Here is a 22681-nt window from a genome sequence, read left to right on the forward strand (position 1 = left end):
AACACAACACTCTTTTTTTTTAGGGTCGGCGCGCGCCCTCCCCCCCCCCCCCGGCGGCCCCCCCCCCCCCCCCCCCGCCGGCGCCCCCGCCCCCCCCCCCCCCCCCCCGCCCGTTCTCCACCCCTCTCCCCATGGGTGCGTACACATCGCGGGAACTGGATTCCTCCCTGCGGCGAAGTACGGGTGAAAGCCCAATCTTCATCAGCGTGTTCGCATGGACGAGAGGAGCCCCGATGACCGTCGAACCAGGCGTCAGGGTGGGGCAGGACACCGACACCTCGACGAGTGACGCCTCGGAGATCGAACGGTCCTGGGACGAGCCCGAGGCATTCGCCGTGCTCTTCGACCGCCACGCCGACTCGGTGCACCGTTACGCGGCGCGCCGGCTCGGTCCTGAGGTGGCCGAGGACCTGATGGCGGAGACGTTCACCATCGCGTTCCAGAAGCGCTTCCGGTACAACACCCAACTCGCCGACGCCCGCCCGTGGTTGTTCGGCATCGCGACCAACCTCGTGGGCCGCCACCGGCGCGCCGAGGCCCGCCGCCTGAAGGCGATCGGCCGCCTGCCGTCCGCCGCCCCCGCCGACGGCTCCGAGGACACGGTCGCCGACCGGGTGGCCGCGCGGGTCAGCGCAGAGGCCGTACGGGGCGAACTGGCCCTGGGCATGGCCCGGTTGCCCGCCCGCCACCGGGACGTGCTGCTGCTGGTCGCCTGGGCCGACCTCGGCTACGAGGAGGTCGCCCGCGCCCTGGAGATACCGGTGGGAACGGTCCGGTCACGGCTGCACAGGGCCCGCAGAAAACTCCGCGACGCGTTGGGCGGATCCGACCCGACAACCTCCCGAGAGGAAACCGACGTTGAGGAATCCGACGATGAATGAGATGCGGCTCCTGAGGGAGTGGGACGCGGACGCACCCCCGCTCACGGACCACGCACGCGCGCGTGCCCGCCTCCGCCTGTACGAGTCGATGACCGCCCCCGCCACCCCCGTGACGGTCGGCCGCCGCCCGCTCCTGCGGATCGCGGTCGCCGGCGTCGCGACGGCGGCGGTCGCCACGACCGTCCTGATCGCCAACGACTCCTCGCCCAGCACCCAGCCGGTGAGCGCGACCACCGTGCTGCGCGGGGCGGCGGCCGAGGACCGCAGGCTGGAGAAGCCGATCGCCGCACGCGACGACCAGTTCATCTACACCAAGGAGATCATCAAGGAGACCCCCGCCGGGGGCGGCCGGACCCGGACGTACGTCGACGAGAGCTGGAACTCGGTCGACGGCTCCAAGAAGTCGTACGTCAGCGAACTGGGCCACAAGCAGTGGGTCCCGGTGTACCAGCCGGGCCAGACCAACTGGCCGCCGAGCAGGTGGACCCTGCTGAAGCAACTGCCCACGGATCCGCACAAGTTGCTGATCGCCCTCCGGGACGGCCCCCTGAAGCCGCACTACAACAGGCCGATGAAGGCCGCCGACTGGCCGATGACCCAGTTCTTCGTGTCGAGTCTGCTCCGCACCTCCGTCCTCCCGAAGGGACTCCGCTCCGCGGCCTACGAGGCCCTCGCCGCCGTCCCCGGCATCAGGGTCCTGCCCCACCAGAAGAACGCCGACGGCCGCGTGGGCATCGGCATCCAGTACGTCGGCCCCGCCGGAACCCCCTGGGCGGGTGGCGGACCGGTCCTGGTCTTCGACCCGGACACGTACCGGTACCTCGGCATGCACGACCGGCGGACGGCGGGCGGGACGACGTACGAACAGTGGTCGTACGTCGCCGCGAGCGCCGTGGTGGACCGGGTGATGCAGCGGCCCTAGCGAGGCCGGCGCACAGGTCGGAGGGGGTGTCGCCCGGCGGGCGGCGCCCCTGCCACCATGAGCCATGCGACCGGACGACTGGCACCTCACCCACGACGTCGACGACTTCCTCGCCCGGGCCGGAGAGTTCCTGCGCTCACGCCCCGCACAGCACACCATGGCGCTCACCACGATCGAGAAGATACGGGGGCGCGGAGCGGACGGGGATGGCGCAGCGGCCCCGCTGTTCGGCCGACTGGAACAAGGGGGCGAGGTCCAAGCGGCCTTCTACCGCCTGACCGCCCGCCACCGCCTGAACCCCACCGCGCTCACCCCCGAGCAGGCCGAGACCCTCGCCGCGCACCTGGCCGGGCTCGGCCGACCGCTCTCCGGCGTCCTCTCGGACCACGCCACGGCCGACGCGTTCGCCAAGGCCTGGCAACGCCACACGGGCGCGACAGCGGTACGCGGCTGGGGCGCCCGCCTCCACCGTCTCGGCACACTCACCCCACCGGAGCCGTCCCCGGAAGGCCGGGGCCGCTCCGCGGGCGGACACGACCAGGACCGGGACCAAGTCGTGCGCTGGTGCCGAGAGTTCTGCGTCGACGTCGGAGAGATCGTCTCCATGGACCTCATCGACGCCGGCTCCTGGACCACCTCGCGCTTCGGCGACCGACACTTCACGTTCTGGGAGACCACGGACGGCACTCCCACCTCCATGGCCGCCGTCACCTCGATGACCGCCGGCATGGTCCGCGTGGACCCGGTCTACACCCCGGCCCACCTCCGCGGCCACGGCTACGCGGGCGCCGTGACGACAGCGGTGAGCCGAGCCGCGCTGACCGCCGGCGCGACGGATGTCGTCCTGTTCGCGGACCCGGCGAACGCAACCAGCAGCGCGCTCTATCGACGCCTCGGGTTCGTACCGGTGGGGGACTTCATCGGGTACGACTTCATCGGGGACGGCATCTCGGGCGCGGCACCGTAACAGGCGGACCACATTGGACGGGCCCGGATCGGCTGATGCGATCCGGGCCCTCCACGCGGAGAAGATCGAGCTGCTGCCGAATTACCGGGACCTGCTACCCGCCCGCCGGTCCCGAAGGCGATACCTCGTTCTTTCCCCACCTGGTCCCGGCGAATCCGCCCAGGAATCCGACAACGGGGCCGATGAAGAAATTCAGGCTTTCTGGATTGACTTTTCCGTAGCGGATCAGTTCGTATCCGATCTCCACTCCGGCGAAGAGTGCGGCCCAGGAGATTCCCGAAACAATTGCTCTGGTCGTCTTCTTCTGAACGCCCATGTGGATTCCTGTCAGGAGATAGGCGGTACGCGCGGACTCGTTATTCCAGACAGCTGTACGTTTTGATCTTGTATACGGCACTGTAGGCGAACTTGAGCTCGACTTTGCACTTCTTGGTGGCCGCCTTGACGAAAACCGCACCAATATGCGCGAGGCCGTACAGGGCGACCGCCTTGCAGATGAGCGACACATGGTGATTGGGGATCAGGTCGCACACCGCGGTGACGACAGCGGCCCCGCCGCCGATCTTGAGCGCGACGCGCTTCACCTCGTCACGGCTCCAGCGGGTGTAGATCCACCAGCCGAACGAGACCTTGGGGTCGGCGACGACAGGAAAGGCGTTCGCCGAGGTGAAGTCCACGGTCTGGATCAGCTGGTCGCCGCTCACCGAGTACGACGTCGGCACCGGTGTGCCGTCGGCGTCCTTGGCCCACGGTGCCTCGATGTCCCCGATGACCTGGTCGTTCCGGACGATGACGTACGTGGTGGGCGTGAAGTCGGGATCGTTGTCGCTCTCGTCGTCCAGGCTCGCGGTGGCGGGCACGAGTTGCGCGCCGGCGGGCAGGGAGAGCGTGTACGTCATCCGGTGGGCCGCCGCCGCGCTGTTGGCGACGGACAGGAGGCGCGCTCCGTCGCTCACGGACTGAATGCCGATGTCCGTGTCCGTCAGGCCGGCGGGGGCGGTGGCGACACCGGAGGCGCTGAAGTCGGCCTCGGTGGTGTCGTCCGCGATGTCGTGGACCGGCGCCCCGCTGTTCGCGTGCACGTCCAGCGAAGTGGTCGAACTCGGCACCGTGACGGTCATGCTGTCGTCGTACGTCGTCGGCGGCGTATCACTGTCCGGGCCCACACTGACGACGTCCGCCGCCGAATCATCGGGGTCCGTGTACGTCTGGACATCCGAGAGGCCGACGCCTTTCAGAGTCACCCCGTCGGCAAGGGAAGAGCCATTCAAGGACGCCGTGGTCGCCGACCCCGTGGCGGTGTCCGAAAGGACTCCCGTTCCGTCAATGGCGCTGTACGCGGTCGCGGCACTGGCCTGAGCCTCTGGAGCGGCGACGAAGCCCACCCCTCCGGTTACCAGTGCTGCGAATAAACTGACAGTGCCGAGCGATCTTCGAGATCTACCGCGAAGAAACATTCACTTTCCCGTCTGTAGGCGGTACTCGGTGCTTCTGGCGGTAGCAGCCTAAAACGCATCGCCTTTGTTGATTTCCAAGCGAAGGTAATGGTGCGGCAATCCTTTCCGGATTCTCAAATTCCCCTCAAATCGCATCCTGCCGATTTTCCATTCGAGCTCCGCGGCGGACGAATGGCGTCGGCAGGGGCGGGGAAGCGGTACTACGGCCGAGCGGCCCCTTCAGTGAACGTCCGGTGCCGGACCAACGCCCCACGACCTCCCCGTCGCCCGGTACGCTGTACCCGCCCCACCCCAGGTGGCGAGGGGCGCAGGTGGGTTGCCCGAGCGGCCTAAGGGAACGGTCTTGAAAAACGCGAGAGCGTGACGGCGTTCCTGTGGGTTCGGATCGCACCGCCTCCGCAGGTAGTAGACGTGCTGGTCAGAAGGGGTGTCCCTCGGTGAGGGGCGCCCCTTCTGAGTGGGACTGTCTCACCTTGATCCGGCTCTATCGCGTTATGGATCACCACGTGTGGACCAGGCGTGGACCACCACCCTGTGGAAGGGGGCCGCGCGTCCACGACTTAGCGCCTGTTGCGGTCTGGGACTCCCTTGATCGGGTTCATGATTATCTGAGGTCGACGCCGAGGTGCGTTAGCCTCGATCGTTCATGAGTCCTCGTCGGTTTGCTGACGGGGACTCTGCGTTTGTGTGGTGCGGTCTTTTCGGGGGCTGGGGCAGGCCGAGGGCCCGGCTCTCGCGTCGGGTGGGCGCCGGGTTCCACTACGCCGGTGTGGTGGTGCGGGTTGTCGGGACGGTCGATGTGGCTGGTCAGTCGGGGTTCGGCAAGGCGTGGAGCCTGACGATCGCGTGGCTGATGACGGCGGTCCAGGGCCATCGGGCGGGCAGGCGGAGCCAGCGGCGACGGCCGGTGTTCACGAGCTGCGCGGCGGCGGAGAACAGCCGAAGCCGGAGCTTCTTGGGCTCCCAGCGGCGGGCCTCGCCGGTCAGCGCGAGCATCGGCATCCAGGCGAGGAGGTCGAGTGCGAGGGAGACGATCTCCAGCCAGATCCGGTTCTGTGCGGTGTCGTGCAGGGGGAGGTTGCGCAGGCCGGTGGCGCGGGCGCCTCGGATGCGGTCCTCGCAGCGGGCCCGCCTGCGGTGACGCAGTTCGAGGTCGGCGAGCTGGCCGCCTTTCGTGTTGGTCGCGAAGCAGGTGAGCCGGTTGCCGTCGATGTCGGTGAAGCGCAACTGGGCGCCGGGGTGCGGGCGTTCTTTGCGGGCGATCAGCCGCATGCCCCTGGGCCAGGTGCTCAGGTCGGGCATGTCGGTGATCTCGGCGACCCAGGCGCCGGGCCGCTCGGTGCCGTCGGCGTCGTAGGCCGGCGTCCACGCCTTCTTCGGGATCTTCAGCACGGCCTGGTGGATGGCGTCGGTGATGGTCATTCCGACGGAATACGACAGCCACCGGCCCCGGCGGGAGAGCCAGTCGAGGAAGGCGTGGGTGCCGCCGGCGGAGTCGGTGCGGATCAAGGTCTGGCGGCCCCGCCGCAGGTGTTTCGGCAGTTGGGCCAGGGCGAGTTGGGCAGTGGTGATGTGATCGGCGGCGGTGTTGGAGCCCGCATTGCCGGGCCGCAGCAGGGCCGCCACCGGCTCCCCGGACCCGGCCTGGCCGTGATCGACGAACGCGACGAGCGGGTGGTGGCCGAAGGTCTTCTTCCAGGTCGCGGTGGCGTCCTGTTTCTCGGAGTGCGCGAGGACCAGCACCCCGTCGATGTCCACGATCACCTGGCCGTCGGCGGCCGGACTGCTTGCCCCGGCCAACCCCCAGACCCGCTGCCGCACTTCGGAACGTGCGCTCCGGATCGCCGCAAGAGCTTTCGGGCCGGACGCGGCGAGCGCGGCGACGAGACGGGAAATGGTCGGATCGGAGGCCACCGGGCCGAACACAGCCGGCTCGGCCCGCAGCATGCCGACGTCGGCCAGACAATCGCCGCCGAGTGCGACGGCCAGCGCCACATCCAGCAGGATCTTGCCCGGATCGTGCACGGCCCGCCGCTTGCGCCACGGCGTGAGTGCCGCCGATATCGCGGTATCCAGGCCGGACTTACGGACCGTCTCGACCAGCAGCACCGAGCCAGCCTGGGCAACCACCCGGCGACCGCCACTCCCGACACGGACACGGGGGTAGGACCCGCTACTCTTCTTCACTTGGGAAGTGCCTCTTTCGCTACCACGTACAGGACCCTCAGCAAGTCCTATCGTTGCAGCTCAGGGGCACTTTCTGCTTTCTCGATCACCTGCCGGACGGCACCCCTCATGAAAGCCCGAGGTTAGCGGGCGGAGAGGTTCAAGCGCTGCGACGGAGGCTAGCCGCGATGTTCTTCAGGCCAGCCGTGTGGAGGGTTCCGACGGCGACGTTGGACCAGTGGACATCACACGGGTGCGCTGCCGGGACGCTGATGCAAGGCGCCCTCGGTGCGAGCGGTACTGATAGCGATGACAAAGTCGGCAGAAAGCTGCTCGAGGGTGTCGTGCCGACGCAGGTGCACCAGGCTGAAAGGGCTATGCACATCGCTTCGTGGGCAGACTCGGACAGGGGCTGCATCGCCGTCGGTGCGGATACTTCAAGCCAACTACACCCGGCGGAGCAACGGCCGTAGGCACGGTGAGCCGCCGCGCCGACTCGCCACGTGCAACTGGCGGCAAGCGCGTACTTACAAGCGCGTACTTATCTGATTGGCCATGCAGCTCTAGAGCCGCTGGTCATGTCGTATCGGCACGTGCAGATCAAGCCATTGCAAGAACTGATGGTACGTCAAGAACTGTTTGTACTCTGGCGGTTACCGTCTGCCATATGCAAGATGAGCGCGATCAGATGCAGAACCTCGGGGGAGGCGGCGGATGTCCCTATTACCCAAGTGGGGCACCAGACTGGATGCTGCGTCGCCCAATGGCGGCGGGCCGGGGCAGTCCGTGCCGGAGGTGCCTGTCGACGCTGTTTGGGGAGAGCCATTGGCGTCCGGTGGCTGGGCGCTCCGCAGGTTCGCGCCGCGGGATCCGGTCCCCGCCCGTAATCAGGTGACGCGGCGTTTGGCTGGCGTCATGCACGAGCGGGTGCACCGCATCAACCAGGGCCGCAACTGGCTGGGCCGGTGGCGGGATCGCGCGCTGGACCGGCTTCCCAGGCCGATCGGTCGCCTTAGCGACCTGGCCGGTGAGTCGCTCGCTGAATGGGCTCTGAAGAACGTGCTCCACGCCCCCAAACGCCCAGTGCCGTCCTTCGGGTTCGGGCTCGCGCCTGTGCTCACCCACTCCATCGCCGCCCGGCGGCAGCTCCGGATACGCCAGGCACTCTTGGCAGGCGTTGCCGCAGTCGTCGCGGTGCGCCATCCCGGCGGCACCATGGCCCTGGCTGCGGGGATGCTGCTGTATCAGCTTCTCATCGCCACTGGCCGCGGACGCCGGATCCTGGGCTGGGGTGCCAGCTCACTTGTGTCGATGGTGCTGCTAGTCGGCGGTATCTTCCTGCTCTGGACTCAGGTGCGGCCCTTCGCGCCGTTCATACGCCCGGCCGTGGTGGACGCCATACCGACCGCGGTGGAGTTGGCAGCTGCGGTCACCGCCGTGTATGTGCTGGACCGGTGGGTGGCGCTGGCATATCTGGAGTCGTTGTCCAAGCGTCACGACGGGGTGGCCACGCGGCCACACCTTGCGCCCCGTGCCGCGAAGCGGATCGCGGAGTGCGAAACGGCCGAAGCATGGGCAAGCGTCGCCTATCGGAGCAACGATGGCATCGACCGGTTCGTCGGGGCCGGCCTGGACGCCTGGCGCAGCGGTGCCACCCGCATCCAGCTCGCCCCGGCCCGTACCAAGGCCGACGCCGAGGAAGACGAGGACGACTCCCCCGGCCACGACGTCGACGATGCCGAGCCCAGCATTGAGGACGAGGATGCGCAACCTGGAGGAATGCGCACATTCGAGGCCGACGAACTTCTCGACCGGGTGCGCGACGAATTGGAAGCCCTGCGCGGGGTCCTGGTGGAGACTCACGCTCTGCCTAACTGCGACGTGGCCGAGGTGCTGGCTGTACCGCAAAGCCGCTGGAAAACTCTGCCTCGCGCTCCGGAGGCAACGGCCGATCCTGCAGACAAGCAGGGGGCTCTGTGGCCGGAGGCTCACGAGATGATCACCCAGGGGCGGCTCGCCCCCTCGGGACACGCCTCGCGCCGCTATCTGTCCGCCCAAGTGATCAGTTGGGAGGGCCAGGTCGTGGTCACAGTCTTTGCTCACGCTGCGCTGGAAGGCAAGACCCTCCATTTCGTCACCCGCCCCCACATCCTGGCCCCGCTGAACAGTGATGCCTCCGCAGAGTCGGCGGCTGGACGGGAATTGGCGGGCAAGGTGCTGCTCGTCCCCCTGCATGCGCTCGGCGACACCTTCGCCCTCGCGCACCGCATCTACGGCGTAGTGGGTCGCGGCCTGGGCTTGCTGAAGACCAGTGAGCTTGCCCGGGCCGCGAAGCGTCAGGCGGCGCAGGCTATGGAGCCCGACAAGGACGACAAGAGGCCGGTGAGCCTGCGTGAGCACTGCACACAGACCAGCCCGCTGGACATGCACCAGGCCGAGGACGCATACCGGCACATCTCCATTCTGCAGAGCCGCATGTTCAGTACCGTGACCGCTTTCCTCTCCGATCACGGTCTGGCCGTGGGCGAGTTCCAGCGGCAGGCCGCGCAGATCACCCACCAGTGGTTCGTCGACGGCGACCACAACCAGATCAACACCGGAAAAATCGGCGGTGACCAAGTACAGCAGCAGCAACAACAGCAGTCCGACGGCGCGAAGGCGAAGGGATGACCATGGCGATACGACGCGGGCGAGGCGGCACCGGCGATGGCTGGCAGGTAAGCGGCAGCGGGAACCAAATCAACACCGGTGAAGTCAAGGGCAGTCAGGTGCAGACCCATATCAATGGCGACACCGCGGCCTCCGCTCAGCTCCAGGCTGCTCTGTCCAAGCTCGCCGAGCTGAACGCCGCATTAGACACACACGCACCGCAGTTGGCCAACGTCGGCGCAGCCCGCCGCGCAGCCGCCCGCATCGATGAGGAACTGCGAAGCCCTGCCCCGGACCGGCGCCGACTCACTGAGACCCTGGAGACCCTCGGCCTGGCCGTTGGCTCGGTGGCCTCCGTGATCACCATTGCCGAGGGACTCGCCACGATGATCGCCGGTCTGTTCACGTAGCGCATCAACCCCTCGTAGCCCGGACCTCCCCCTAGCAGGTGCCATCCTCTTCCGGGCACGGAGAGAGGATGGCACCTGCTAGGCGAAGAGTGCGCTGCTTATCCTTCCTCGGAAGCCTTCAAAGCCCGCTCGATCTGTTCGTTCGAGTGCTGCTGGTTGCGGTGAATTGCCTTGGCGTAGAACCGGAACAGAACCGCGATGCTGTGTCCCGCCCGGCGTGCAACTTCCGCCGGGGAGACGCCGGACTCAAGCCAGAGCGAGACGCCCGCGTGTCGGAGGGAGTACGGCACGTCAGCCAGCGCCGAAGACGCTTCGGACTCCGTCAGCACTGCGAGGCGGGCCACCTTCCACGCCTCCCCGTACTCCTTGGACAGGAGGTGGCCACCCTGTGCCGCACGAAACAACCGGCCGTCCTCGGCAGTGCCGAACTCCTTGATGTGCTCGCGGACTAGGCGCACGAGAACCGGCGGAATCGGTACCGGCCGGGTTGCCTTGCGGGCCCGCTTCTTCAGGCCGCGCGTGTCGAACGACTCGCCCGTGTCGGTCCATCCGGAGCCGACTCGGGGCATGCTCGTGGAGAGCAGGACTTCACCCCAGCCCTCTTCCGGAAGGGCGAAGTCGTTCTCGCGGAGACTGGCCGCCTCACCAGGCCGGTTGGCCGCGTAGTAGAGGCAGCCGAAGAACGCCATCAAATGCCGTCCGCGTTCGCCCTGTTCACCGACAGCATCGATCAACGTCTTTGCCAGCTTTGGGCCGGGGACGAACCGGAAGTCGATCTCGTCGTCGGTCTCGGGCGCGGTCCAGTCGACCTTGTCGAGGGGCAGGGTCGTCAGCAACTCCCTCTCCACCGCGTACCGGAGACAGTTGCTGAAGACCGTCCGCTTGCGGTTCACCGTGTTCTCGGCAGCGGCCGTGCCGTCCTGTTTCAGCTTCAGCGCGTCGAGCGCCGTACGCACCACGGAGGGCGTGTTGAGGTCGGTGATGTCCACGGACTTCCGGTCGATCCAGTCCAACGCGGCCACGATGTCGGCAGGCGGCTCTTCGACGTCGAGACGTGGCCTCAGCTTGATTTTTAACGATGCAGGGGTCTGACCTGCTGGGATTCCGGATTCACCGGACATGAAACGCGGCCGTCCCTCACGCTTCGAGATGTCGAGTAACGAATCGTGAAGAAACGGCCGCTGTCATGAGTCTTCCAGTTGTCCTGTCCGCCGTCGAGTCGTTGTCCGTGTTGTCTCGGTTTCGAAGTGAGCTCTACGACTGCTTCTATGCCCGCGCGGACGCGCTCTTCGACTTGGTCGACGCGGTGTTGTGCGCGGACGGACCGGTCACCTCGCTGCCCGAACTCACCCTGACTGCCGAGCATCCGCGCGGGCACGGCGCGATGTACGGCGCCTTGAACAACGGCTGGCTGGAGCCGACCAGGTTGCGTCGGCTGCTGGCCACGACCCCGCTGCCCAGGGCTGCCGACGGGCGGATCGTCCTGGCGGTCGATGTGACCAACTGGCTGCGCCCGGACGCCCCCACCAGCCCTGACCTGTTGTTCTGCCACGTCTACGGACGTGGCCGCAGCGCCGACCAGATGATTCCTGGCTGGCCGTACTCGATCGTCGCAGCCCTGGAAACCGGGCGCACTTCATGGACGGCGGTGCTGGATGCGATCCGCCTGGGCCCGGCCGACGACGCCATCGCCGTGACCGCCGCCCAGCTCCGCGAAGTCGTGGAACGACTCGTGCAGAGCGGGCACTGGCAGCCGTGGAATCCCGACATCCTGATCGTGACGGACGCCGGTTACGACGTGACCCGCCTCGCCTATCTCCTATCCGACCTGCCCGTCGAGCTGGTCGGCCGGCTGCGCTCGGACCGGGTGATGCTGCGCGATGCCGGCCCGCGCCGCTCCGGGCCGCGTGGCGGGCAGCCCCGCAAGCACGGCGGTGTCCTCACCTTCGCCAAGCCCGACACCTGGCACACCCCCGACGCGGTCAACACCTGCGACACCACCCGCTACGGCACCGCCGAAGCCAAGGCGTGGGACCGGATGCACCCCCGCATCCAAGCCCGCGGCCCCTGGCTCGACCACGAGGGCGAACTCCCCCTGCTCCACGGGACATTGATTCGTCTCAAGGTCGACCACCTGCCCAGCGACGGCGAGGCCAAGCCGGTCTGGCTGTGGTCCTCGAAGACAGCCCTGAGCAGCCAGGACGTCAAGGTGCGATGGCAGGCGTTCCTCCGCAGGTTCGATCTTGAGCACACCTTCAGGTTCTGGAAACAGACCCTGGGCTGGACAACGCCGAAGGTCCGCGACCCGCATGTCGCCGACCTGTGGACCTGGCTGATCATCGCCGCCCACACCCAGCTCCGCCTCGCCCGTCCCCTCGCCGAGGACCTCCGGCGCCCCTGGGAGAAACCCCGACCGGCGAACCGACTCACTCCCGCCCGCGTCCGCCGAGGGTTCCGGCACATCCGCGAGACAGCCGCCCGTCCCACAGCCGTGCCGAAACCGTCAAAGCCCGGCCCCGGACGCCCACTTGGCTCGAAGAACCGCAGGCCAGCCCCACGCCACGAGCCCGGCAAGACCGTGAAACGAATCGAAACCCGAACCGAACATCTCCGCATAAAACAGGAGCATCGTTAAAAATCAAGCTTAGGGTGGTCCGGTCATTGCTTTGTTGGCCGTAGCCGTGCGAGTGGCGCCGATGACCCGGCGCTTCGGGATCAGTTCAGGGCTTTGCCCACCTCGTAGATGGTGGGTCGGTCCGCTGGTGCGGGGCTGAGCATCGCGTCGACCAGCTCGCCCAGTTCACCGCGTACCTTCACTAGCCGGCGCCGACCATTCGCCACTGCCTCTCTCTGTACTGAGCGGGGAGCCTCGTCCGGGTACTCCATCGCCCGCCAGCCGGTGGCAGAGATGAGCAGGGAGGCGCCGAGCGCGTAGATGTCGGCTTCCTCGGTCGGCTCGGCTTCACCGGTGGCGAGCACGCTCCGGGCGATCTCCGGTGCCTCGTAGTGGACGAGGCAGCCGTGGAACGGGAAGTCGTAGCCCTCGGGCACGTTGCCGCCTTGGGCAAGGGCGAGGTCGATGAGGTGGGTTTGCTCCGGCCCGATGATGAAGTGGGCGGGCTGCACATCACCGTGCGCCCAGCCCTTGGCGTGGAGTTCGGCCAACGCCTGGACGCAACTCGCCGCCACGCTGATATGCGGAGCGATGGACGAGCCAGGCCGACGGCACGGCTCCCACAGTTGGTACAGATCCGGCCCCTCGTGCCACGGCTGGAAGTTCCAAGTCCCTTGCTCCCACTCGCCGTACGCGAAGTCGACGAAGCCGAGGCGATGCAGCACGGCCCCCTCGCGGGCGGGTGCGAGGGCGGTCCAGGGCTGGGCGGACCAGTCGGCAGTGGCCTCGATCGGATAGCCGACCTTCACGGCGTAGTGACCCCGATGGCTCTGAACCTCCCAGACCATGGAGCCCCGGCGGTTGAGCACCAGGCGCTGGGTCGTGGGCATGAGCGCGTCGAGCACCACGATCGGCAGTTCAGGGGGTGACGCGGACAACGTCTGTTCTCCTTCCAGGCGAACGCGGCCGACCACGAGTGAGGCCGGCCGCGACGCTGATGTGGTGGGTGCTACGCCTGACCGTACGGTCGGCCACAGTCCGAGTCGCACTGCGCGAGGTTCCTGCCGCCCACGGTCCAAAGGTCGTCGAAGACCATGAACCCGGCGGCCTTCATGGCACGTGCCGAGGTGACTACCTTCTCCGGGTCGCGGCCCCCGCCACCCGGCTTCGGATTGTGGTGGAGGAAGCGGCCCGCGTACCGGTCGCACAGCTTCGCGTACTCCCTCGTGTGCAGGATGAGCGCGTGCAGGCCGAGGTCGACGTCGTCCGACGGAACCATGGGAACGGTGGCCGTGGCTGCGGTGACCAGGAAGGCGACCGCCTGGTCCGCGATGCGTTCGGCGCGCTGGGGCGACTGCCCGTTGTGGACGACCACGAAGTGGGCGAGGCTCTCGAACAGCTCCTCACCAGCCACCGCGCGACCGGTCTTCCGATCGTTCGCCGTTGTCGTCATGCGAGTACTCCTTGTGTGTGGCGGTGCGTGGGTTGGATGGCCGGCCCCGAACGGGCAAGGGGGAACGGGGAGTTGGCGCCCGTCCGGGGCGGCCGGTCTACTGGCCCATGGCGAGAGCCATGCCGATCACCAGGCCGCACGAGCCGCTGATCATGATCACGAACAGGACTCCTGCGTATCGGCTGATAGCGCGCGTCACAGCCCATCCCGACTGTTGCCGTTCTTGATGGCCAAACGTGCGCTGAGTTCCTCTCGTGGACTCGGCGCCACCACGTTGTCCGGCATGGCGTCCCATTCCGTGCCTCCGCCGATCGGCCTTATCTGCACCCGACCGCCGACCTCACCCATGACGACGCCGATCCGGTCTCGGGCGCTGTCCTTCGCCAGTTCACCGATGCCTGGTCTGGTCTGCTGGTTGCTCGCCATGTGAAGGAGCATCGCGATCAGGGGGCCCGCGCCAAAAGGTCAGGCTGATTACCCAACTTGGGTAATATCGCGGGAAGTAGAGAATCAGCGACGTTGCGTAGCCCTCGCAGTGTGGGAGCTTGCCAATGCCCGACGCAGACCGGCCGCAGGAACTGCCCGCCAGGCTGCTCACCGATCCCGAGATGATCAACGCCTGCCGAGTGCGGGACTTCGCCAGGGTCTTCCGACTGGTGAAGACCAAGGCGGGCATCTACCCGTCGATGATCGCCAGGCGCTGTGAGCTGACACCCAGTCGGGTCGGCGAAGTGATCGCAGGGCAACGCCAGTTGCAGCACATGGACGTCGTCGAGCGCATCGCGGACGGCCTGCGCATCCCAGGGCACATGCTTGGGCTCGCGCGTCGCGAGTGGGAGACGCCTCAAGCCCTCGTGGTCACGGAGCGAGAACCTCCCCAGGCACAGGAGCCCGAGCAGCAGACCCCCGCGTCTCTGCCTGGCCCTGATGTGGACAGCATCTTGGCGCTGGCCACGCGAACGAGCCTGAGCGCGGCCACACTTGAAGCTTTTCGCTCGTCCATCGAGGACTACTGGCGACGGGACGACCAGCACGGAGGCGAGGCTCTGAGGCCGGCCATCGTTGGCCAACTCCGCCATGTGGTCGGACTCTTGAAGGAGAACCGCCCGCCGTCCATCCAGCAGGGCCTGTACGGAATCGCGGCCGAACTGGCCCGCCTCACCGGCTGGACCTACTTCGACGCCCGTCAGTACAACCAAGCCCGCGCGTACTTCACCGAGGCGTTGCAACTGGCCAAGGAGATCGACGACCGCCAGTTCATGGCCAACGTGCTTGCCTGCATGAGCTTGCAGGGCACCTATCAGGACAAGCCTGCGGACTCTCTGGCCCTCGTGACCGCCGCCCAGGACCAGGCCCGCTCAGCGCTCGACACCACCCCGCGTGTCCAGTCCATGCTGTCGATGCGCGAAGCCTTCGCTCACGCCACGCTCGGCAACCGAGACTCGACTCACCGGGCGATCGGGGAAGCGCACCGCCATTTCGAGCAGATCCAGGCGAGCAACCCGGATCCGTCATGGGTGACGTACTTCGACGAGACGAAGCTGATCGTGGACACGGGGATTGCTCACGGCCGACTGGGCGAAGCCGCGACTGCGGAACCGTTGATCGCGGATGCATTGCGGCGCGAGGCCCACACCAACCAACGCGGCCGGGCATTTCACTCGTTCTGGCTGGCTCGCACGCAGTTGGACCAGGGCAAGCTTGAGCAGGCGTGCCACACCGCCACACAAGCACTGGAGCCAGCGTCGGCAGTTGGCTCCGAGCGAGTCTCGGGCCATCTCAGGGAGTTCTACGACCAGTTGGCCCCACACAGGCAGGAGCCCGTAGCCCTGGCCTTCGAGGCACGGCTACGGGAACTCCTCCCACCGGTCAGCGCATCGCTTCGTCCATGAGCAGGTAGAGCAGGCCGACGAGTGAGCCGCTGCTCACGATCTCCTTGCGGTCGATCATGCCCCGCACCTCTGAGAGGGGGATCCACTCGATGCGGTCGGACTCGTTCTTCTCCGTGGGCGGTCCGGCGTAGGTAGCGCCGTCCGCGCGGAAGACGTGGTGCTGTGAGTCGGTGATGCCGTTGGCCGGCTCGGCGTAGATCAGGGGCTTGATGGGGCCAGGGCGCCAGCCGGTTTCCTCAAGGACTTCGCGGGCCGCCGCCTCCTCCGGAGTCTCGTTCTCCTCGACCAGGCCCATGGGCAACTCCCAGGCCCACGAGTCTGTGATGAAGCGGTGCCGCCACATCATCAGGACCTCTTGGCGTTCGTTGACGACGGCGGCCACGGCCAGGTGCCGCAGGCGAACGACGTGGTATTCCCACCTCCGCCCGTCAGGCTGCTGGACGTCAACGAGACAGAGGTTCACCCACTTGTTGGTGTAGATCTGTCGCTCACCGTGGGTCTTCCATTCCATACCTGGCCCCTCTCGATCGAACTCCAGGATCTCAGATCGATCTGGGAGAGGTGGCACGATCACCTAATCGTGTCAGTTTGACGAAATGGCGCTGGCGGCATGCATGGAAGAGGGAAGCCAGTGCTGGACCCAGGAACCTTCCGGGTAGATGTCCAGGCGGGATCATCTGGCCTTCTGATCTGCCCATCTTCACGCGGTTGCCGCGTCTCGCCCGCAGAGTGTACTCCGTTGAATGATTTGGCGGACTTGAATCACATAAAGTCCGCCAGCCCACCAGTACAAAACTGTACCCCATCCTGCAAAAGCCCAGCCCAGAATTGATGCCCACTCCCAGTGGCCGATGTTCCCATTGCCAAGCAAAAGAAGAGGAAAGGCGAACATCAGGTTCAAGGTGGCTGCTTTACCTAGGAAGTTCACCTGTGGTGGGGGGTAGCCATATCGCCGCAAGACGATCACCGCTACCCCAAGGAACAGTTCACGGGAAACGAGCAGAGCACTCAGCCACAGAGGCAGGATTCCTCTCCAGGTGAGACCGATCAGAGTCGAGGCGATATACAGGCGGTCTGCAGCTGGGTCGAGAATACGACCCAAGTTGGATACCTGATTCCAGCGACGCGCCAGCTTTCCATCCAGATAGTCAGAGACGCCACTGAAAGCCAGAATGAGAAACGCCCAGCCATCGTGTCCTGGGCCACCAAATTCGGGCCATAGGATCAGCCAGAGAAATATCGGGACACCGGAAAGGCGTGCCATACTAAGAACATTCGGAATAGTGAAAATCCGGCCGAATCGTCCGCCAGCGGTCAGCATCCTCATTTGATGCTCCATATTTTATCAGGCTCGCTCACGATATTCTGGGCACCTACCGTCCAGCAAAGATCTACGAGACCGGGGTCCCCTGCATTTATTGAGCGCCGCTAAATCATGTGGCCTCCCTGTTGGGCGAGAGATAGGTAGATTAACGTGACAGGTCGGCTTCCTGCAATATCTCCGAGTACGCGCCTTCTGCGGCACGTCCCAGGACCGTACCCTCAGGTGTCCTATCAAGGAACTCTGCCGTACTGCCCGTGTGCAGGATTCGCCCACCATTCACGACGGTGACATGCTGTGCTTCCTCAACTAGATCCACTACGTCGTGCGTGGATATCAAAATCTTCACGTCTTCGATCAAACTACCGACCACATCACGAAATATGCGGCGCTGATGAGGGTCCATTCCCGCCGTGGGTTCGTCGAGGAGTATTACACGGGCATCATGGACGAGCGCACCAGCTACTCCGACTCGTCGCAGCTGACCGCCAGAAAGGCGGGTGGTCTTGTTATTCGACTCCGCGCCAAGATTGACCCGTCCAAGAGCTTGGGCTGCACGATCCCATGACTCTCGGCGACTCATACCTTTGAGCCAGCCGATATATGCGACGTATTCGCGCGCGGTAAGCCCAGGCATGGGGACAACAGTTTGAGGTAGCCATGCCACATTACGGCGATAGATTGCGACCGTGGATCGAATACTGTCAAGCGTTACCGCACCAATGTGCGGGTGAATCACTCCTGCACCGAGTTTCAATATGGTTGATTTTCCTGCACCATTGGGGCCGAGGAGTACGGTTAGTCCGTCCTGGAGTACATAACTGAAATCATCCAAGACGGGCCTGTACCAGCGCTTGTATTTATAGGTGCAGGATGTGAAATTCAGGCTCATGTGACCTTCCTACTGTAAATTTGGGCTCCGATACCAACGGCGAGCACGGCGATGGAAATTGTCCCAGCGGCAAGGGAGTTTGAGGCTTGGGGGAGAATTGTCCAGGCGTAAGGCTCATTGCCGATCTGGAAGCCAAACAGCAAAACAATCACTACCCAAACAACCGGTGCCAGAACCGCAGGTTGGCCGACCAGGGCGCGCACGAAAAGCATCATTCCGACCAGAAATGCGGTATTGCGCCCAGTTGTTGTCATCTGTGCGGAGTGAAGTAGATGGCCCAGAATGAGAGAGATGGCTTCTACGATCGCCACAGTCACGAGAACCATTCCGACGTCCAGCAAACGTACCCGGCGGAAGGAGGAGATCTCCGGCCCATCCAAACGGGAATCAAGGCAGTACATCAGACCTATTACCAGTGGAAGTGGAACGAAGAGCATCAGCGGAACCGGGTCTACATTATTGGTGACAGAGGGAAGAGCAGCCAAGGAGTCCTGGATGACAACCGCCATGATGAGGAATGCCATCAAAGACGCTGGTAGAGCAGTATGAGCCCGTCGCGTCTTTACCCACCACCTCATGCGCCCCTGCCGCATGCCTTGCTCAAGCTTTGCGTGAACCAGTCGGCTTGTTCAGCTTTCGGTGAGTTCAACACCCTTCGGACTTCATTGTTGACTTCGTTCTCGTCGGAAAAGGGCTGCTCCTGAGCAACTCGCTTTCGCTCTGACTCTACTTGACCGGTCACCTCTGCCGCCCAAAGCATCACTTCCCTGCTCGTTTTGAGGTCGGGATCCGAGCAGGGAAAATGAACCGCGGCCACGGTAAGCCTGTATCGCACATCGCCGCTCTGGACGCCGCGCGTAAGACCCACGCGCCAGACCTTGTCCGTAGATGGGCGAGGATACCTGCCGTCAGCGATCTGGTCTGTGATGACCGCGGGGTCCACCTTGACCCCAATATTTTGAAAGCTCTGGAGTACTGATTCTGCCTCCTTATAGGCTCTTGGGAGGCCAGATGCAGTCACTGCAGGCATGCACACTTTCGGTGATTTCCCTGTGCATGTCATATCTGCCCGATCTGCGAGTAGTGGAGGATTGTAATTCCATCCGCTGGCCATGCTTTGGCCGCTTATAACGCCAATGATCGCGACAGTTGACGCCAGAGTGAAACGAATAGTCCTAGACCGGACCGGAATCCACATAACGGCGACGCCAACAGCAATTCCGCCACTGAAGAGCAAATGCGGAGTCAGAGATTTGATGCTCGCCGCCTCGCCGAACATCAACGTTGTGGGGTATTGGCCAGATACGTGCCGAAGCCAGAATGGCTCGGTCGACCATGAGAACGATACTAGAACCCAAACTGCCGTCACCATGAGAGGGGCGGCAATCAGCCGTGGGACGTACAGGCCGACGCTGAAGCCGATCACGGCGTGGACAACACACAAAATCATGCCCAGCATCAATGGTCGCAGCGCGTCGATTGTTGGAAGAGTTCCTGTTTGGGCGAGGGCCAGAGATGCCGGCAAAATTAGCATTGACCAGGATAGGGTCACTACCGGTAGCAGTGTATTCGCTGCTACCCGATATCTCGATCGGTACGGGCCAAGGTCCCAAATGCCGCACTTTCTTAGTCCCGCGCTCTCCCAGGCGGCCAGACCGGAGGCGAAGGCATAAGCGAACGCGTACGCGACTTCCAGGGCTCGCGAAATTACCGTAGGTGCGTAGTCAAGAGTTTGGCCGGATATGGCTCCGCCGCTCGCGTAGAGGTAGTACAGGGGAATCGCTAGACATACCGGGGATGCCCAAAGGGCGCTACTGCTTCGAAATCGTGCGAGAATTTTCAAGAGAGATCTCCTGAGAGTGACAAAGGGAACACTCGATCGAGTGCAGGGGGCGTTCCGTGACGGAACGCCCCCTGTATCAGAACCGATCGAGGTCAGTCGGCCTTGGTTGTGTCAATGTACGAGTTTCCGTATACGTAGAAGCCGCTTCCCGCACCGTCATCAATTTTGTTGATGCGGAAGAAGTAACCGCCCTGGTTCAGCCCGGTCCACTCACCATTGCTTCCGAAGCTGCTGAAGCACTTGGTGAATGTCTTCGACCCCCAGCTGTGATCGGGGAATCCGGCGACATCTTCTCTCAGCTCGATTACGAGACTCTTGTTGGGTGCGCCTTGATTCGACTGGCAGTAGTCGAAGTAGATCTGCGTGTAGCTTTCGTCGTCCCAGTGAGACGAGTTGTAACCGGGTCCGCCCCCAAAAGACCCGAGATTGTGAATTGTCGCGCTGGCCCCCGGAGCGGCGATGAAAATCGCTGCAGAAGTCATTCCGAGGACAACTGCTATTCGCGACTTGCGCATATAGCTCCCTACGATTGATGGGACGTGTGTTGACCTTGCGTCCTCACCGAAAGCGCAATTATGGGACATGCTCACGGCAAGCGCTTACGACCGTATATTCTGGCGCATCTCGACGCCACAGGTTACTCACAGGTGATTTAGTATGCCGTCCTGGGGTCGCTACAGAATGTTCTGTTCCGTTTCGCGCGGGTCCGATTCGCCGTATTTAGCGTGAGCTGGAACTCGGGCGCGGTCGCTGTCAGCAACGGAATGTAAAGGTGTGATTTGGATCACGCAAAATCGCGCGTCAGGGTTTGGCCTAGCTCTCGGCAGCCGGCGCCCCGGTCAGCCGGGCTGCCAGACTCGCACGCTGCCCGCACGAGGCCGCGCTCGCTACTTAATTAGTGGGCGGGGTTAGAAACCCTTCCGGGGGTGACTCCCATGCGAGCGTCGCGCGTGACTCTTATTCGAGCGTGCTTCGCGGACTGCACCTGGTTGAGTCCGAGGTTCAGGTGGTGAGCGTCTTGCATCTTCAGCGGCTGGCGGTCGCAGACTCTCGCTCGACGAAGGGCCTCATGCGACTGGGCCGGAGTCGGGAAACTGAGCCGGTGGACCCTGTGTGGACCATGAACCTCATGCAAGGTCGGGGGCAGGTACGCTGTACCCGCTCCGTCCCTGGTGGGCGCGTGCGCAGGTGGGTTGCCCGAGCGGCCTAAGGGAACGGTCTTGAAAACCGTCGTGGCAGCGATGTCACCGTGGGTTCAAATCCCACACCCACCGCAGCAGGTCAGAAGCCTTGCAGGTCAGAAGGGGCGCCCACGTTCGCGAGGGCGCCCCTTCTGCGTGCACCTTGTCTCACCCCGTTCCGCCTCTGTCCCACGGTTGACCAGTGCGTATGGGCCATCTGTGGGCCAAGGTGGGCCCGCTTACCCGCCCTTGTTCAGCTCCTGCGCGATGAGCTGGTTGGAGCGGGACTGCTCGCCCCGGAGGATCTTGGCGTAGAAGCGGAACAGCACGGCGATGCTGTGGCCGGCCCGACGCGCGACTTCCACTGGGTCCACTCCCGATTTGATCCACAGGGAGACCCCGGCATGACGGAGCGAGTACGGCACTTCCGCGAGGGAAGTTGCCGCGTCCTTCTTCGACAGCACCGAAGCGCGAGCGGCCTCCCACAGGTCGCAGTACTCGGTAGACCGGACACGACCACCCCGCGCGGCGCGGAAGAGACGACCGTCCGGGGCGGTCCCGTAGGCCGCGATGTGGTCCCGCAGCATCCGTACGAGGATCGGCGGAATCGGCACGGACCGAGTCGCCCCACGGGCCCGACGCTTGAGGCTGCGTGCCTCGTATGATGCGCCGTCATCCGTCCAGCCTCCCCCGACTTCCGGGCGACTCTCCCCGAGCAGCAGTTCCCCCCACTGCTCCGCAGCTTCCTCGGTCGCCGGGGGCAGGGTGCAGTCCGAAGCCTTCAACGAGGCGATCTCGGCGGGGCGCATCGCGGCGTAGTACAGGCACCCGAAGAACGCTTCAAGGTGCTGCCCCCGCGCCCCCGAGTCGCGCACGGCTGTGATGAACGAGCGGGCCAGTGCCGGGCCGGGCACATACCGGAAGTCGATCTCGTCATCCGTCTCTGGTGGCGTCCAGTCGACGCGCAAGAGGGGGTTGGCGGACAGGAGTCCTTTCTCTTCCACCGTGTACCGGAGGAAGTTGCTCAGCACCATGCGCTTCCGCCGGGCGGTGTTCTCCGCGGCCTTCCGGCCGTCCATGCGGCGTGAGAGAGCTTCGAGGGCGGGTCGTAGAAGCGCGGGATCTTCCAGTGCCTTGACCTTCATTGAGTGCCCGGAGAGCCAGGACAAGGCTGATCGGATCTCTGGCGGCGGCTCCTCTGCGGTATGGCGTGGGGTCAGTTTGCCGTCCGGCCCCAGCACCGCGCGGAACGCCCACTGGTAGAGGGCGGCCCGCAAGGTCTTGGAGTCCGGTGCGCCCCGAGTCGTCGTGACCAGAGTCGGGATGACAACGGCGAGCGCCTCGGCGATGCCGGCGCGGTGCTTGGCGGCAGCGCGTGGCCACTTCATGAGCGCGTACGCCGTGGCGTGGTCGTACCAGGTGGGCGAGTCACGCACGGCCAACTCTCGTGCAGGCAGACCCGTGTCCTCGTCGAACTGCTCGCGCTCCCGAAGCGCGGTCATCAGCTCTGAACGGCGACCGTCCGCCTGCGGCTTGAGTTTGAAGCTCTTGGAGTGCGGCCGTGCCCCGACGCGCCAGCGCAGTTCGTAGGGCTTCGGACGTCCCACGCGCTTGCGGATGGACCAGACGTCGACGTCGTACGTGAGCATTTCTCTCCCATGAGGAGAGGGGCCCACCAGAACGGCGGGCCCCTCGGTCGGTTGGCGGTGAGCTACGCGGCGTTGTCCTCACACCGCGCCCACCAGGCGTCGAGGTCTGTGCGGTTGACGCGGAGATGGCCGTTGGGCAGTTTGTGGATGCGGGGAGCTTGGCCGCGGGCGCGCATGCGGTAGAAGGCGGCGCGGCTCATCTTGATCTCTGCAAGAACTTCGGGGAGCTTGAGCTTTTCGGGGCGTGCCACGTTGCGACTCCTCGTCTCTGCCTTCTGAGGGATCCGCAACATCCGCCACGCCGCAACATTGCTGGTCAGCGGCTTGAATCTGTGGCGGATGCCGTTTCTGTTGCGGATAGGTCCCGCCGCACCGCGGTGCGGC

At 65.1% G+C, this 22681-nt stretch carries 23 protein-coding genes and 1 tRNA gene; 9 read left to right on the forward strand and 15 right to left on the reverse strand.

What is annotated here, in order from left to right:
- Nucleotides 1–233: 233 nt before the first annotated feature.
- The 3 genes from ACIBJH_RS36940 (at nucleotide 234) to ACIBJH_RS36950 (ending at nucleotide 2770) form a co-directional block, all read left to right on the forward strand.
- Nucleotides 234–881 carry an RNA polymerase sigma factor gene (locus ACIBJH_RS36940; protein WP_399121319.1) on the forward strand — a complete coding sequence of 216 codons (648 nt, stop codon included), beginning with the start codon at nucleotides 234–236 and terminating at the stop codon, nucleotides 879–881.
- Entirely contained in the window at nucleotides 874–1803 is a 930-nt protein-coding gene (locus ACIBJH_RS36945) for a CU044_5270 family protein (RefSeq protein ID WP_399121320.1), read from the forward strand. Before ACIBJH_RS36940 ends, ACIBJH_RS36945 begins: the two co-directional genes overlap by 8 nt.
- A 64-nt stretch (nucleotides 1804–1867) precedes the next feature.
- On the forward strand, nucleotides 1868–2770 hold the full coding sequence (locus ACIBJH_RS36950; RefSeq protein WP_399121321.1) for a GNAT family N-acetyltransferase: 903 nt from the start codon (nucleotides 1868–1870) through the stop codon (nucleotides 2768–2770).
- Between the two features lie 94 nt (nucleotides 2771–2864).
- Here ACIBJH_RS36950 and ACIBJH_RS36955 read toward each other — a convergent pair whose 3' ends face one another.
- Both ACIBJH_RS36955 and ACIBJH_RS36960 read right to left on the reverse strand, forming a co-directional pair.
- Complete coding sequence (locus ACIBJH_RS36955) at nucleotides 2865–3086, reverse strand: hypothetical protein (RefSeq protein WP_399121322.1); 222 nt, start codon at nucleotides 3084–3086, stop codon at nucleotides 2865–2867.
- Between the two features lie 40 nt (nucleotides 3087–3126).
- Nucleotides 3127–3891: a hypothetical protein gene (locus ACIBJH_RS36960; protein ID WP_399121323.1), complete on the reverse strand. Its 765-nt coding sequence runs from the start codon at nucleotides 3889–3891 to the stop codon at nucleotides 3127–3129.
- Between ACIBJH_RS36960 and ACIBJH_RS36965 the strand changes: the two genes are divergently transcribed.
- Entirely contained in the window at nucleotides 3890–4129 is a 240-nt protein-coding gene (locus ACIBJH_RS36965) for a hypothetical protein (protein ID WP_399121324.1), read from the forward strand. The genes ACIBJH_RS36960 and ACIBJH_RS36965 overlap by 2 nt on opposite strands.
- Nucleotides 4130–5034: 905 nt before the next feature.
- Here ACIBJH_RS36965 and ACIBJH_RS36970 read toward each other — a convergent pair.
- Nucleotides 5035–6414 (reverse strand): IS1380 family transposase, encoded by a 1380-nt coding sequence (locus ACIBJH_RS36970; protein WP_399121325.1) that lies wholly within the window; start codon nucleotides 6412–6414, stop codon nucleotides 5035–5037.
- 894 nt (nucleotides 6415–7308) lie between these two features.
- Here ACIBJH_RS36970 and ACIBJH_RS36975 point away from each other — a divergent pair.
- A complete protein-coding gene (locus tag ACIBJH_RS36975; RefSeq protein WP_399121326.1) occupies nucleotides 7309–9063 on the forward strand; it encodes a hypothetical protein in 1755 nt (584 codons plus the stop codon).
- Nucleotides 9060–9452, forward strand: a complete 393-nt coding sequence (locus tag ACIBJH_RS36980) for a hypothetical protein (RefSeq protein ID WP_399121327.1) — start codon at nucleotides 9060–9062, stop codon at nucleotides 9450–9452. Before ACIBJH_RS36975 ends, ACIBJH_RS36980 begins: the two co-directional genes overlap by 4 nt.
- 98 nt (nucleotides 9453–9550) lie before the next feature.
- On the opposite strand, the gene ACIBJH_RS36985 is transcribed toward ACIBJH_RS36980, so the two are convergent.
- Nucleotides 9551–10573, reverse strand: coding sequence for a tyrosine-type recombinase/integrase (locus ACIBJH_RS36985; protein ID WP_399121328.1), 1023 nt, complete (start codon nucleotides 10571–10573; stop codon nucleotides 9551–9553).
- A gap of 65 nt (nucleotides 10574–10638) precedes the next feature.
- Here ACIBJH_RS36985 and ACIBJH_RS36990 point away from each other — a divergent pair, with 65 nt between their 5' ends.
- Nucleotides 10639–12087, forward strand: coding sequence for an NF041680 family putative transposase (locus tag ACIBJH_RS36990; RefSeq protein ID WP_399121329.1), 1449 nt, complete (start codon nucleotides 10639–10641; stop codon nucleotides 12085–12087).
- Between the two features lie 80 nt (nucleotides 12088–12167).
- Here ACIBJH_RS36990 and ACIBJH_RS36995 read toward each other — a convergent pair whose 3' ends face one another.
- The 3 genes from ACIBJH_RS36995 to ACIBJH_RS37005 all read right to left on the reverse strand — a co-directional run bounded on the left by ACIBJH_RS36995 (nucleotide 12168) and on the right by ACIBJH_RS37005 (nucleotide 13957).
- Entirely contained in the window at nucleotides 12168–13004 is an 837-nt protein-coding gene (locus ACIBJH_RS36995) for a protein kinase (RefSeq protein WP_399121330.1), read from the reverse strand.
- Between the two features lie 71 nt (nucleotides 13005–13075).
- Nucleotides 13076–13519, reverse strand: coding sequence for a hypothetical protein (locus tag ACIBJH_RS37000; RefSeq protein ID WP_093628013.1), 444 nt, complete (start codon nucleotides 13517–13519; stop codon nucleotides 13076–13078).
- Between the two features lie 195 nt (nucleotides 13520–13714).
- Complete coding sequence (locus tag ACIBJH_RS37005) at nucleotides 13715–13957, reverse strand: hypothetical protein (RefSeq protein ID WP_093628014.1); 243 nt, start codon at nucleotides 13955–13957, stop codon at nucleotides 13715–13717.
- A gap of 113 nt (nucleotides 13958–14070) precedes the next feature.
- On the opposite strand from ACIBJH_RS37005, the gene ACIBJH_RS37010 reads away from it, so the two are divergent.
- Nucleotides 14071–15411 (forward strand): hypothetical protein, encoded by a 1341-nt coding sequence (locus ACIBJH_RS37010; protein ID WP_399121331.1) that lies wholly within the window; start codon nucleotides 14071–14073, stop codon nucleotides 15409–15411.
- Here ACIBJH_RS37010 and ACIBJH_RS37015 read toward each other — a convergent pair.
- From ACIBJH_RS37015 to ACIBJH_RS37040, 6 genes are all read right to left on the reverse strand, one after another.
- Nucleotides 15389–15922: an NUDIX hydrolase gene (locus ACIBJH_RS37015; protein ID WP_399121332.1), complete on the reverse strand. Its 534-nt coding sequence runs from the start codon at nucleotides 15920–15922 to the stop codon at nucleotides 15389–15391. The genes ACIBJH_RS37010 and ACIBJH_RS37015 overlap by 23 nt on opposite strands.
- Before the next feature lie 189 nt (nucleotides 15923–16111).
- Nucleotides 16112–16738 carry a CDP-alcohol phosphatidyltransferase family protein gene (locus ACIBJH_RS37020; RefSeq protein WP_399121333.1) on the reverse strand — a complete coding sequence of 209 codons (627 nt, stop codon included), beginning with the start codon at nucleotides 16736–16738 and terminating at the stop codon, nucleotides 16112–16114.
- Between the two features lie 142 nt (nucleotides 16739–16880).
- A complete protein-coding gene (locus ACIBJH_RS37025; RefSeq protein WP_399121334.1) occupies nucleotides 16881–17624 on the reverse strand; it encodes an ATP-binding cassette domain-containing protein in 744 nt (247 codons plus the stop codon).
- Complete coding sequence (locus ACIBJH_RS37030) at nucleotides 17621–18148, reverse strand: hypothetical protein (protein ID WP_399121335.1); 528 nt, start codon at nucleotides 18146–18148, stop codon at nucleotides 17621–17623. Before ACIBJH_RS37030 ends, ACIBJH_RS37025 begins: the two co-directional genes overlap by 4 nt.
- Nucleotides 18149–18198: 50 nt before the next feature.
- Nucleotides 18199–19176: a hypothetical protein gene (locus ACIBJH_RS37035; protein WP_399121336.1), complete on the reverse strand. Its 978-nt coding sequence runs from the start codon at nucleotides 19174–19176 to the stop codon at nucleotides 18199–18201.
- Between the two features lie 383 nt (nucleotides 19177–19559).
- Nucleotides 19560–19982 carry a hypothetical protein gene (locus ACIBJH_RS37040; protein WP_399121337.1) on the reverse strand — a complete coding sequence of 141 codons (423 nt, stop codon included), beginning with the start codon at nucleotides 19980–19982 and terminating at the stop codon, nucleotides 19560–19562.
- Between the two features lie 672 nt (nucleotides 19983–20654).
- Between ACIBJH_RS37040 and ACIBJH_RS37045 the strand changes: the two genes are divergently transcribed.
- Nucleotides 20655–20741: transfer RNA gene (locus tag ACIBJH_RS37045), tRNA-Ser, on the forward strand.
- A 146-nt stretch (nucleotides 20742–20887) separates the two neighbouring features.
- On the opposite strand, the gene ACIBJH_RS37050 is transcribed toward ACIBJH_RS37045, so the two are convergent.
- Entirely contained in the window at nucleotides 20888–22297 is a 1410-nt protein-coding gene (locus ACIBJH_RS37050) for a tyrosine-type recombinase/integrase (protein ID WP_399121338.1), read from the reverse strand.
- 62 nt (nucleotides 22298–22359) lie between these two features.
- Nucleotides 22360–22548, reverse strand: coding sequence for a helix-turn-helix transcriptional regulator (locus tag ACIBJH_RS37055; protein WP_399121339.1), 189 nt, complete (start codon nucleotides 22546–22548; stop codon nucleotides 22360–22362).
- Between the last annotated feature and the right edge of the window lie 133 nt (nucleotides 22549–22681).

Origin of the sequence: Streptomyces sp. NPDC050548 (genome assembly GCF_044457385.1) — a bacterium.
Classification (GTDB): Bacteria; Actinomycetota; Actinomycetes; order Streptomycetales; family Streptomycetaceae; genus Streptomyces.

What these genes read in the sequence shown, in the direction of transcription:
- ACIBJH_RS37005 (WP_093628014.1), bottom strand. Translation starts at nt 13,957, where the DNA reads ATGCTCCTTCACATGGCGAGCAACCAGCAGACCAGACCAGGCATCGGT.
- ACIBJH_RS37010 (WP_399121331.1), top strand. Translation starts at nt 14,071, where the DNA reads ATGCCCGACGCAGACCGGCCGCAGGAACTGCCCGCCAGGCTGCTCACC.
- ACIBJH_RS36950 (WP_399121321.1), top strand. Translation starts at nt 1,868, where the DNA reads ATGCGACCGGACGACTGGCACCTCACCCACGACGTCGACGACTTCCTC.
- ACIBJH_RS37015 (WP_399121332.1), bottom strand. Translation starts at nt 15,922, where the DNA reads ATGGAATGGAAGACCCACGGTGAGCGACAGATCTACACCAACAAGTGG.
- ACIBJH_RS36960 (WP_399121323.1), bottom strand. Translation starts at nt 3,891, where the DNA reads ATGACCGTCACGGTGCCGAGTTCGACCACTTCGCTGGACGTGCACGCG.
- ACIBJH_RS37000 (WP_093628013.1), bottom strand. Translation starts at nt 13,519, where the DNA reads ATGACGACAACGGCGAACGATCGGAAGACCGGTCGCGCGGTGGCTGGT.
- ACIBJH_RS36955 (WP_399121322.1), bottom strand. Translation starts at nt 3,086, where the DNA reads ATGGGCGTTCAGAAGAAGACGACCAGAGCAATTGTTTCGGGAATCTCC.
- ACIBJH_RS36980 (WP_399121327.1), top strand. Translation starts at nt 9,060, where the DNA reads ATGACCATGGCGATACGACGCGGGCGAGGCGGCACCGGCGATGGCTGG.
- ACIBJH_RS36940 (WP_399121319.1), top strand. Translation starts at nt 234, where the DNA reads ATGACCGTCGAACCAGGCGTCAGGGTGGGGCAGGACACCGACACCTCG.
- ACIBJH_RS37025 (WP_399121334.1), bottom strand. Translation starts at nt 17,624, where the DNA reads ATGAGCCTGAATTTCACATCCTGCACCTATAAATACAAGCGCTGGTAC.
- ACIBJH_RS37020 (WP_399121333.1), bottom strand. Translation starts at nt 16,738, where the DNA reads ATGAGGATGCTGACCGCTGGCGGACGATTCGGCCGGATTTTCACTATT.
- ACIBJH_RS36965 (WP_399121324.1), top strand. Translation starts at nt 3,890, where the DNA reads ATGCTGTCGTCGTACGTCGTCGGCGGCGTATCACTGTCCGGGCCCACA.
- ACIBJH_RS36985 (WP_399121328.1), bottom strand. Translation starts at nt 10,573, where the DNA reads ATGTCCGGTGAATCCGGAATCCCAGCAGGTCAGACCCCTGCATCGTTA.
- ACIBJH_RS36975 (WP_399121326.1), top strand. Translation starts at nt 7,309, where the DNA reads ATGCACGAGCGGGTGCACCGCATCAACCAGGGCCGCAACTGGCTGGGC.
- ACIBJH_RS37040 (WP_399121337.1), bottom strand. Translation starts at nt 19,982, where the DNA reads ATGCGCAAGTCGCGAATAGCAGTTGTCCTCGGAATGACTTCTGCAGCG.
- ACIBJH_RS37030 (WP_399121335.1), bottom strand. Translation starts at nt 18,148, where the DNA reads ATGGCATTCCTCATCATGGCGGTTGTCATCCAGGACTCCTTGGCTGCT.
- ACIBJH_RS37050 (WP_399121338.1), bottom strand. Translation starts at nt 22,297, where the DNA reads ATGCTCACGTACGACGTCGACGTCTGGTCCATCCGCAAGCGCGTGGGA.
- ACIBJH_RS36990 (WP_399121329.1), top strand. Translation starts at nt 10,639, where the DNA reads ATGAGTCTTCCAGTTGTCCTGTCCGCCGTCGAGTCGTTGTCCGTGTTG.
- ACIBJH_RS36945 (WP_399121320.1), top strand. Translation starts at nt 874, where the DNA reads ATGAATGAGATGCGGCTCCTGAGGGAGTGGGACGCGGACGCACCCCCG.